The 9,952-nt window shown below is 66.1% G+C and carries 9 protein-coding genes; 4 read left to right on the forward strand and 5 right to left on the reverse strand.

Features of this window, described 5'->3' with window-relative positions; all coding sequences use genetic code 11:
* Positions 1-578: 578 nt before the first annotated feature.
* The 3 genes from FHD68_RS15485 to FHD68_RS15495 are packed head-to-tail and all read right to left on the reverse strand — an operon-like array spanning position 579 to position 3,918.
* Positions 579-1,496 (reverse strand): plasmid partitioning protein RepB C-terminal domain-containing protein, encoded by a 918-nt coding sequence (locus FHD68_RS15485; RefSeq protein ID WP_127898049.1) that lies wholly within the window; start codon positions 1,494-1,496, stop codon positions 579-581.
* Positions 1,493-2,401 (reverse strand): plasmid partitioning protein RepB C-terminal domain-containing protein, encoded by a 909-nt coding sequence (locus FHD68_RS15490; protein ID WP_094020045.1) that lies wholly within the window; start codon positions 2,399-2,401, stop codon positions 1,493-1,495. The genes FHD68_RS15485 and FHD68_RS15490 overlap by 4 nt, the downstream gene beginning before the upstream one ends.
* Complete coding sequence (locus FHD68_RS15495) at positions 2,401-3,918, reverse strand: recombinase family protein (protein ID WP_167550417.1); 1,518 nt, start codon at positions 3,916-3,918, stop codon at positions 2,401-2,403. Before FHD68_RS15495 ends, FHD68_RS15490 begins: the two co-directional genes overlap by 1 nt.
* 151 nt (positions 3,919-4,069) lie before the next feature.
* Here FHD68_RS15495 and FHD68_RS15500 point away from each other — a divergent pair, with 151 nt between their 5' ends.
* From FHD68_RS15500 to modC, 4 genes are all read left to right on the forward strand, one after another.
* Positions 4,070-4,456: a hypothetical protein gene (locus FHD68_RS15500; protein ID WP_127898048.1), complete on the forward strand. Its 387-nt coding sequence runs from the start codon at positions 4,070-4,072 to the stop codon at positions 4,454-4,456.
* Between the two features lie 295 nt (positions 4,457-4,751).
* The gene (gene modA, locus FHD68_RS15505; protein ID WP_127898047.1) at positions 4,752-5,510 is read left to right on the forward strand and encodes a molybdate ABC transporter substrate-binding protein; all 759 of its coding nucleotides are present in this window, start codon (positions 4,752-4,754) and stop codon (positions 5,508-5,510) included.
* The gene (gene modB / locus FHD68_RS15510; protein WP_127898046.1) at positions 5,507-6,214 is read left to right on the forward strand and encodes a molybdate ABC transporter permease subunit; all 708 of its coding nucleotides are present in this window, start codon (positions 5,507-5,509) and stop codon (positions 6,212-6,214) included. Before modA ends, modB begins: the two co-directional genes overlap by 4 nt.
* Complete coding sequence (gene modC / locus FHD68_RS15515) at positions 6,211-7,308, forward strand: molybdenum ABC transporter ATP-binding protein (protein ID WP_127898045.1); 1,098 nt, start codon at positions 6,211-6,213, stop codon at positions 7,306-7,308. Before modB ends, modC begins: the two co-directional genes overlap by 4 nt.
* Positions 7,309-7,415: 107 nt before the next feature.
* Here modC and FHD68_RS15520 read toward each other — a convergent pair whose 3' ends face one another.
* Positions 7,416-9,419 carry a Hint domain-containing protein gene (locus FHD68_RS15520; protein ID WP_127898044.1) on the reverse strand — a complete coding sequence of 668 codons (2,004 nt, stop codon included), beginning with the start codon at positions 9,417-9,419 and terminating at the stop codon, positions 7,416-7,418.
* A gap of 178 nt (positions 9,420-9,597) precedes the next feature.
* Positions 9,598-9,777: a hypothetical protein gene (locus FHD68_RS15525; protein WP_139086167.1), complete on the reverse strand. Its 180-nt coding sequence runs from the start codon at positions 9,775-9,777 to the stop codon at positions 9,598-9,600.
* Positions 9,778-9,952: the final 175 nt, after the last annotated feature.

Raw genomic sequence — 9,952 nt, forward strand, 5'->3', positions numbered from 1 at the left:
TCCTAGAAAGGATGAATCACAAGCAGACCCCTATGAAAATCCCATGATTCCGGGTTTTGCAGAAACGCTCTAACAATCGCTCGGAGACGAGCGCTCTCGTGCAGTTCTGCCAGCGCATGACTGCAGGGCTCTGAGCCGAGATTTTCGATGACTCAACCCCTCCGAAATGCGCAGAGACCCCAAAGGCTACGCAGACCTCACACATTCTTACGATGCACAATGGAATCAATAGCATAAAAACTCGCATGGATGAATTTCGATTCTTTTGTGCCTGTTTCGTTTTTTAGATGTTCTCTTTTCGCAGAGAACCGCAACGCACTACCTCAGGACGTCGCGGATTCACCATGTTTTTCGAGTGGGCAAATGGGCGTGCCGGAGTGGCCCGGTCTCCGACACGCCCCGAATGGAACGCAGCCGCATGCGCGACCGCGCGGCCGGCGAAAACTCGAGCCAGCCTGGTGGGCTCCGAGCGGGTTCGCCGCCATCCCCACCACCGCGCTCGATCCGGCCCACAGTCCGGCGTCTCCCGCGGTCCCCGCGCTTATCGGGTCCGGGTCCCCTTCATTCGCCGCGAACGGCTACTCGGCGTCGGCGGCCTCGGCCGGCGTGATCTCGGTGATCGTCTGGAACTCGCCGAGGAACTCGGGGTGGTTCTGCGCCAGATAGCGCACGACCCGGGCGTTCCCGAGCAGCTTGCCGACATAGCCTTTGATCACGGTCAGATGCAGGTGGTCCTGGCCGTAGGTGTCCTGTATCGAGGCGATCCCCTCCTGCAGGCGGGCCAGTTCCTGTTCCATGCGCGCCATCGCCTCGGGCGTTATCCCCTTGACCTTCTTCGCCTTGGAGGATTCGACCAATTGGGCCTGCGGCGTTCCCGCGAGGATCGCGTTCACGTAGGCGACGGAATAGTTGTTCGCGTTGACCAGCAGTTCGGCCGCCTCGATCTGGCGCATGGTCTTCATCTTGCGCAGCGCGTCGAACACCGCGCCGGTCGCGGGCTTGTCTTTCAGGATCGCAACCGCTTCCTCGCAGATACCGTCCAGAAGGCGCACCTTGCGCCGGATGCTGCTCATGTTGAGATCGAGCGCGAGCGCGATCTTCTCCTCGGGCACGCCGCGCTCGATCGCCTTTCGGATCATCTTGTGTTCCTGGATCGGCGCAAGGCGGCTGACCTGACGGTTGTAGGTGAAGGCCTCATCGTCGGTGGAGACCAGACACTCCACTTCCTGTTCGCCTGCGTCCTTCAGCGCCTCGATCCGAAGATGGCCGTCGAGCAGCAACCAGGTGGCGGACTTGTCAGGGTTCCGAACCACGACGGGCGGCTCGACGATCCCGATCTGGGCGATGGAAGCCACGATCTGCCGATACTTCCGGCTGGATTTTGCGGACTTGCCGAGGGCGCGGAGCGGCAGGATCGCATCGATGGGGAGCGTGACGCAGTCGTCCTCGAACCCGAGCGTGACGCTCTTCGGGGTCTCGCGTGCTTCGCGCTTCATGCCGGAGCCCCGTCAGTCACGGGCCGCGCAAGGTCGGCGGGCATTGTCTCGAGCCCCTCGGCCCTGAGCAGGGTCATGAAATGCTCGTCCGCGCAGAGCTTCCGGAACGCCTCGCGCACGAACATCAGCCGACTCTGGGTGAGCTCGGCCTTTTTGATAAGCAGCTTCTGGCGCGTCGCCTCCTGCTGATACGCCCGCACAAGGCCCTCGCTCGTCAGGGCACGTTTCGGAGGCTTGCGTCCGAGTTGGTTGCTGTGGATCTGCGGGCCCCGCAGTTCGCGCTGCTGGATCAGGCGGCGCACGAGCGCCAGCTTCCGGCCTCGCAGCTTGTTCTGGGTGTAGGCGTCCATCAGTGCCTTCTGCGCGCCCTTGGCGTCCGTCTTGGAAATCTGTATGGCCAGATTCAGCGGAAGCACCCCGGTTTCCACGGCCGAGACCAGGCGCTCCTCGCCTTTCTCCAGCAGCCCCGCGATCATGTTCACATATTCGGTGGACACGCCGATCTTCTCGCCGATCTGACGGTCGTTGTAGCCGCGCTGGCGGAGCGCGCCGATCTCGCGCATCAGGTCGATGGGGTTGTGCTGCCGCCGCGCACAGTTCTCAACGAGGCTCATCACGAGGCAATCGCTCTCGTCAGCGTCGATCACAATGGCGGGGATGTGGTCCTGCTTCAGTTCGACGAAGGCCTCGAGGCGGCCCTGACCGCAGACGAGGTCGTACTCCTGCGGATCGGTCCCGGGGCGCGGTGCCACGGTGATCGGGCGCTTCAGGCCGATGCGCGCGATGTTCTCCACCATCGCCTCGAAGGTGCGCCGATTTCGGACGCGGGGGTTGAGGACCCGAACCCTGTCGGTCGGGATCAGGGTCACCTGCTTCTGGCTCGTTGGCTCCAAGTCGTCGGGCATCACGCCACCTCCGCGATCCTCGCCCGCGAGGCGAGCGCGTCGAAGAAATCGAGCGTGTCGAACCGGTACGCATCGAGCGCGAGCCCGTTCTGCTCGGCGAATTTCAGTTTCCCGAAGGTCATGTCGATGCTGGGCAGCAAGTAGTAGTCGCGCGGCGCCTCGTTCACCTCGTCCATGCGCACGGCGATGGTGATGTCCGGTACAAGGCCAGTGTCGAGGCGGATGCGCCAGCGCAGCGACCCGGCCGCCGTCGCGGTGCAGCGGGCCAGAACGATGGACACAGTGAACTCGTCGTTGACGCGCACCAGATCGGTATCCGGGTCCTGCACAGCCCGCCCGCCGTGCCGGGTGATGCCGGCGATGATTTCGGCCACGACCTGCGGATGCGCCTGCCGCAGGGCCCGATTGACCTCGATGTAGCTGTAGTCCCGGTCGGGTTCGTAGCCAATCAGTCGATAGGCGCGCAGCAGGCTGCCGAAGCGGCTGCGATAGGCGCTGGAGGACGGCAGATCCTCCTCCTCATCGATGATCAGGCCCGACAGCATGCCCTGTCGCTTGAGGATGGCGCGCAGCGCGTCGAGCAATTCCTCATCCGAGAAATGGCGGCTGCGGGCGTCCACGATCTCCCGGGCGCGCAGGAACAGCGCCTCGTCAACAATGGCAGGATAGGCGCCCTCGGCCCGGATCCACATTTCGCGCGGGTTTACCACCCGACGCTGCTTCAGCTTGAAGGACACCTTGTTGAAAACGTTGTTCCCGATGTACTTTTCGTTGGTCAGCACCTGATGGACCGTCGCCCGGGTCCACGGCCGATCGAGATCGGTGCGGTGACCTTCGGCGTTCAGAACCTCCGCGATCTCCCGCTCCGGACGCCCCTCGCGCACGAACATCTCGTACATGCGCTGGACGACCCGCTGTTCCTCCTCGGGGCCGGGGACGAGGATGACGCGGTCTGTCTGCAAGCTTTTCTGCTCGCCGCGCGATAGTTCGCCCTTCGGGTTGCCGTGCTCGTCGATCAGCACCCGCCGCAGCCCGTATCCGGCCGCGCCGCCCTGACGATAGCCAAGCTCCACCAGGCGGCATTGTCCGGCGAAGACCTTGACCGACAGCTCGCGGCTGTATTCGCCAGCCATCACCCGCTTGACGGTCTTCAGCAGGTTCGAGCCGATGCTGCCGTCGTTCTCGAACTGCTCGCCGCAGTAATGGACCCGGATCCCCGCGCGGGAGCAGACGTGTTCGTGGTAAGCGCCCTCGTCAGCGTCCTGAAACCGACCCCACCGGCTGACGTCATAGACGAGGATCGCCTTGAAATCGGCGTGGCCGGAACGGACCTCGGCCATGAGGTTCTGCAAGGCCTCGCGACCATCGAGCCGCAGCCCGGATCGGCCAGAGTCCTCGAACACGCGCAGGATCTGCAGGCCCCGCGCGGCGGCGTAGTTCCGAATGACGTCCAGCTGGTTCTCGGTCGAGTATTTCTGGTGATCCGTCGACATCCGGACGTAGGCGACGGCGGGCACGTCCGGCTCGGCCGCACCGTCGCTCTTGCCCGAATTGGCCACCAAACGACCGCTCACACATGCATCTCCTCGGTATTGCTGGCCAATCCATCCGAACCGCCTGAATCCAGGGCTGAATCCCTCTCATCCATCTACAGCGAGGGAGGCCGGAATGTCGTTTCCGAAAAAGGGCAAGTTCTTTCCGAAACAAAACGGATATGGTCGGAGTGATCCGGAGAACGGGTTCGCCGACGAAATCGCAGCTGCACTGCGTCGGTCCCATGAGGACAGCAGGGCGGGCGCCAAGATCGTTGCGTCCTGGACGGGGGCGAACGAGAAAACGGTGAAGAACTGGTTTGCCGGCCGATACGGCCCGAGTGGCGAGCATCTGGTGGCGCTGGCCCGGCATTCCGACGACGTGCTGGGAACGTTCCTTGCGCTGGCAGGGCGTCAGGACCTGATGGTGGCGATGAAACTCGCGGCGGCCGAACAGGCGATCGAGGAGTTGCTCGCGGCGGTGCGCGAGATGCGCTCCGATGGCCAGAACCGCGAGGGGTGATTTTCACTTACCCGATTGGTAACAAATGCAAAAATCATGTCGGCGAAGGATCTAGAATCGCCTTCGGTGTAGATGAGGCCGCCATTTGAATCCTCGGACCGAAGGCGATTCTTGGAAGCCTTCTGAGCCGAGATTCCTCGCGGTTCCGACCCTCCGCCATCCCCAACTCATCTGATCTGATCGTCCACACCCCGACCCTGCCTGTGCGTCGATATGTCCGCCCGAAAATAGCGCTTGCCAGGTCCGCCCTTCGTTGCGTTATATCCACCCGGACATATCACCGACGGAGATCACCATGCCCGGCCCGGATCGCCTTGCCCTTGCCGCCTGCGTGGCGCTGATCGCGTCCCCCGGGCTGGCCGATGACGTCACCGTCTTTGCCGCCGCCAGCCTGACCGACGCGCTGGACCGCATTGCTGCCCAGTGGAGCGAAGAGACCGGTCAGATGGCCGTGATGTCCTATGCCGGCTCGTCCGCCCTGGCCCGCCAGATCCAGCAGGGCGCGCCCGCGGATATCTTCATCTCGGCCAGCGAAGACTGGATGGACGCGGTTCAAGCCTCGGGGGACATCCGTCCCGATACGCGCCGCGACCTGCTGGGCAACAGCCTGGTGCTGATCGCGCATGGCGACGCCGCCCCGGTGACCATCGACAAGACGCTGGACCTGACGGCGATGCTGGACGGGGGGCGGCTGTCCATGGCGATGGTCGACAGCGTCCCGGCGGGCATCTACGGCAAGGCCGCGCTGACCCATCTGGGGCTGTGGGACGCGGTGGCGCCAATGGTCGCGCAATCGGAAAACGTGCGCAGCGCCCTGACCTTCGTCGCGCGCGGAGAGGCGCCCCTGGGCATCACCTATGCCACCGACGCCGCCGCGCAGGACGACGTGACCATCCTGGGCACCTTTCCCGCCGACAGCCACGACCCGATCGTCTATCCCGCCGCCGTCACCGCGCAGTCGGACAATGATCAGGCGCAGGCCTTTCTGGACTATCTGTCGTCGGACGCGGCACGGGCGGTCTGGACAGAGTTCGGCTTCACGACCCCACAATGATCGACGCCGTCACATCCTGGCTGGGACCGACCGAATGGCAGGCGGTGCGCCTGTCGCTGTGGGTCGGGCTGGTCGCCACGCTGGTCAGCCTGCCATTGGGCATCCTGACCGCCTATGCGCTGGCGCGCTGGTCCTTTCCCGGCAAGCAGATCCTGAACGGCATCGTCCACCTGCCGCTGATCCTGCCGCCGGTGGTCACGGGCTATCTGCTGCTGGTCACCTTCGGGCGGCGGGGCAGCGTCGGGCAGTGGCTGGAGACGGTGGGCATCATCTTCTCGTTCCGCTGGACCGGGGCGGCGCTGGCGGCCGCAATCATGGCCTTTCCGCTGATGGTGCGTGCCATCCGCCTGGCGATCGAGTCCGTCGATCCCCGGCTGGAGGCGGCGGCGGGCACGCTTGGCGCCAGCCCTTCCTGGGTGTTCGCCACGGTGACCCTGCCCCTGATCCTGCCAGGCGTGCTGGCCGGATCGATCCTGGCTTTTGCCAAGGCGATCGGTGAATTCGGGGCGACCATCACCTTCGTGTCGAACATCCCCGGCCAGACCCAGACCGTCCCCTCGGCCATCTATGCCCTGCTGCAGGCGCCGGGCGGAGAGGCGGCAGCGGGGCGCCTGGTCCTGGTGTCGATCACCATCGCCATGACCGCGCTGCTGCTGTCAGAGGTTCTGGCGCGCCGCGTCGCGCGGCGGGTGGCAGGCGCATGACGCTGCAGGTCCGCCTGACCCACCGGTTTGCCGGGTTCGACCTGGACGTGGCGTTCGACGCGCCCCCGGGGCTGACGGTGCTGTTCGGGCCATCCGGTTCGGGCAAGACCACGGTCGTGAACGCGGTCGCGGGCCTGCTGCGACCGGATGCGGGGCGGATCGCGGTCGATGACTGGGTCCTGACCGACAGCGCCCTTCGGCGCCACCTGCCCCCCCACCGCCGCCGCCTTGGCTATGTCTTCCAGGAGGGGCGGTTGTTCCCGCATCTGTCGGTCCGCCAGAACCTCCTCTATGGCCGGTGGTTCGCGCCGCGCGACGCCACCGCGCCCGATCTGGATCGCGTGGTGCAGATGTTGGGCATCGGCCCCTTGCTGGCCCGCCGTCCCGGAACCCTGTCCGGCGGAGAGCGCAGCCGCGTGTCCATCGGGCGCGCCCTGCTGGCGGCCCCGCGCCTGATCCTGGCGGACGAGCCGCTGGCCGCCCTGGACGAGGCCCGCAAGGCCGAGATCCTGCCCTATTTCGAACGCCTGCGCGACGAGGCCGGCGTGCCGATCCTCTATGTCAGCCATTCCAGCGCCGAGGTCGCGCGGCTGGCCACCACCGTCGTGGCGCTGCGGGCCGGGCGGGTCGCGGCCATCGGGCCGCCGGCGCAGGTCCTGGGCGATGCGGGCGCGGTTGGTGCGGACACGGCATCGGTCCTGACCGCGCGCGTCGCCAGCCATGATGCGGACGGGCTGACACGTCTGCAGACGGGGGCGGGTCCGGTCTTCGTCGCCCGCCTGGATGCCCCGCCCGGCACGCATGTGCGCCTGCGCGTGGGGGCACGCGACGTCATCCTGTCACGGGATCGGCCGCAGGGCCTGTCGGCGCTGAACATCCTGGCGGGCCGCATCGCCGCGATCACGGCCGAGGAAGGACCGAACGCGCAGGTCGTCCTGACCGTTGGGTCCGACACGCTGACGGCTCGCCTGACGCGCCGCTCCGTCGCCGCGATGGGTCTTGCGCCGGGACAACCCTGCCACGCGATCCTGAAGACCGTGGCGGTGGCCGCCGGCGACATCGGCGCATTGCACGCTGTGCGGCCCGTGACGTGACCGCATCTTCGGATGCAGAAATTTGATGGCCGACGCCTAAATGAACGGCCACCGCAACCAAAGGCGGCATGCCTTCGGATGCAGTGGCCGTGGACGCCTGGTCCCGGTCAGCAGACCAGCGTCTTGCCGTTGCGGCGGTGGCGCTGAACCATCTTCTGCGCCTTGCCGCCGGGCACGAAGGGCCGTGCGGGTTCCGACGGGCCGGCACGCAGTTCGGGGAACAGCGTGAAGATCTCGTCCTGCGCGGCCTGGCCCAGGGACTTCATCGCCTGCGGCCCGGTGTACAGCGACTCGGTCTGCGCGTCGTTCGAGAAGACGATCTCGTGGCGGGCGAACAGGATGTGATAGTACTGGACCGAGTCCACCGCGACCTCATCGACGCCGTCCAGAGCGGTCAGCTGACGTGCGGCGACCAGAACCTCGGTCGTGCCGAACATGCGCTGCGCGATGGCCGACCGGACCAGCACGCGATGCTGCGGCGACACCATCAGGTCGCGGCTTGGCAGATCCTGCCCCAGGGCGCCCGCGCGGATGCGGATCGGACGCAGCTTGGGAACCATGGTCAGATCGACGCGGTCCAGCGCGCGCCCCCCGATCCAGCGGATCGGACGGGCGCCGTTGTCGCGGGTCTCGACCAGGTCGCCCACGCGCAGGTCCTCGACCGCGACGTCGCCATCGGGGGTGCGGATCATCGTGCCCGCGCAGAAGCAGGGAATGCCCATCCCGTTCAGGCGCGACGGCGTCAGGCTGTCGGGATCGACGTCGCGCATCCACAGCTCTTCCCCGTTCGGGAAGGAGATGACGGCGTACTTGTTGTCCCACTCGTCCACATCGGCGCGGATCTTGACGTCTGACAGGTCGATCGGGTTGCCATCGGCATCATGCAGGCCGCTGAGGTCCAGCACGTCCGCGGCGGCGGGGTTGCCCTCGCTGTCCAGCTCGTCCCCGAACCCGAACCCGCGGATCGTGTCATGGCCAAAGCCGCCGGTCAGGACCAGCGTGTCGACCTCGGCATCAGGACGGCTGACGGCGGCGAACAGATCGCCGTTCATCGAGATCTCGTCATTGCCAAGGCCGCCGATGATGGTATCGGCGCCCCACCCGCCTTCCAGGACGTCGTTGCCGTCGCTGCCGATGATCATGTCGTCGCCCGCATCGGCAAAGACGCGGTATCCATCGACGCCTGCCGCCGATCCGTCGATCACGTCATGACCGCCGCCGGTCCGCAGGTTCTGCATGTTCAGGAACCGCAGATGCCCGTCCACGCCGCCCAGGGCGTCGATGTCGCCCGAGCTGGAGCTGTCCAGCACGACATGCACGCCGGGCGCGGATTCGGTGGGCTCCGACGGGGCGGACTGCCAGGCATTCAGGGTGTTGTACCCCCCTTCGCCGTCGTACAGGTCGTTCCCGATCGGCGCGTCGCTGCCGCCGTTGCCCCAACGATAGCCGTCGTCACCGTCCCCGCCATAGGCGACGTCGTCGCCGCCGCCGGTCTCGATCACGTCGTTGCCGTCGCCGCCATGGACGATGTCGTTGCCGCCGCCGCTCTGGATGTAGTCCGTGCCCGAGCTGCCGAGGATCGTGTCATTGCCGTTGCCGGAATAAAGGCGCATGCCGACCGTGTGCGTCGGGCCGTCGACATACAGGATGTCGGCATTCGAGGCGTCGACATTGTGGTTGCCGTCCCCCAGGTACACCCGCTCGATTCCCTGGAATTCGATGGTGTTGCCGTTGGAATCGGTCGCGGTCCCTGCCTCGGTCGAGGAATAGGTGACCGTCATGTCGGCGTTGCTGTCCGGGTTCAGGCTCAGCGTGTCGCCGCCGTTGTGGTTGTAGGGATCGAAGGTGTAATTCTCGGACCCCGTCATGCCGATGACATAGGAACCGTCGAAGACGGGCACATGCCCGTCGCCACCGATATACGTGTCGTGCTCCCCACCCTCGGCCGACCCGTTCCAGGTCAGATGGTCCGCGCCCTCGCCACCGTTGACGGTGTCATTTCCGGGACCGCCGTCGATGGTGTCATTGCCCGAGCCGCCGTTGATCGTGTCGCCCTCGGCGGTGCCCACGATCGTGTCGTCACCCGTGGTTCCGGGAATATCTGCGGCCATGGATAGTCCTCACAATGTCGCTGGTTACATCACATGCCGCGGGTCGCTGAGGGCTTCTGCCCGGCGATTCGCACCCGCTGACTTATGTCGGTTTAGTCCAAAACGCTGCCCAATTGAGAGTTGTCCTTTTCTACAGGCCACGGGCATGGCACGGCCCCGCCGCACCATGCCGCGCCGGTCAGTAGATCAGCACGAGGGCACCGATCACCCCGCCGAACACCAGCGCGAAGATCGCCCAGTGCAGCAGGACGCTGTGCGGCGTGGTCGGGGGTTGCACCAGGCGCCAGTCCTCGACCGGGCCGGGTTGCGCGTCCATGTCGGTCGGTGCCGGGGGCGTGGCCGCCCGGTCTTGGTTCATGTCTGTCATCTGGATGTCCTGAAAGAATGAGGTCGCGACGAACCGCCCGCCAGGGCGGTGTCCGTTCAGATCGTCATTGTTTCAGGGGCATGGCGGCGCGCGGGGCCTGCGCGTCCGCCGGACAGGCCGCGGGGGTGCGGCGCGGCGTGCCTGCGGCAGGACCAGCCTGACGGGC

Source organism: Paracoccus marcusii (assembly GCF_006151785.1).
GTDB lineage: Bacteria > Pseudomonadota > Alphaproteobacteria > Rhodobacterales > Rhodobacteraceae > Paracoccus > Paracoccus marcusii.

Bases quoted from the DNA above. Each gene is read 5' to 3' on its own strand.
- FHD68_RS15525 (WP_139086167.1), bottom strand. From the start codon at position 9,777: ATGAACCAAGACCGGGCGGCCACGCCCCCGGCACCGACCGACATGGAC.
- modB (WP_127898046.1), top strand. From the start codon at position 5,507: ATGATCGACGCCGTCACATCCTGGCTGGGACCGACCGAATGGCAGGCG.
- FHD68_RS15490 (WP_094020045.1), bottom strand. From the start codon at position 2,401: ATGCCCGACGACTTGGAGCCAACGAGCCAGAAGCAGGTGACCCTGATC.
- modA (WP_127898047.1), top strand. From the start codon at position 4,752: ATGCCCGGCCCGGATCGCCTTGCCCTTGCCGCCTGCGTGGCGCTGATC.
- FHD68_RS15485 (WP_127898049.1), bottom strand. From the start codon at position 1,496: ATGAAGCGCGAAGCACGCGAGACCCCGAAGAGCGTCACGCTCGGGTTC.
- modC (WP_127898045.1), top strand. From the start codon at position 6,211: ATGACGCTGCAGGTCCGCCTGACCCACCGGTTTGCCGGGTTCGACCTG.
- FHD68_RS15500 (WP_127898048.1), top strand. From the start codon at position 4,070: ATGTCGTTTCCGAAAAAGGGCAAGTTCTTTCCGAAACAAAACGGATAT.
- FHD68_RS15520 (WP_127898044.1), bottom strand. From the start codon at position 9,419: ATGGCCGCAGATATTCCCGGAACCACGGGTGACGACACGATCGTGGGC.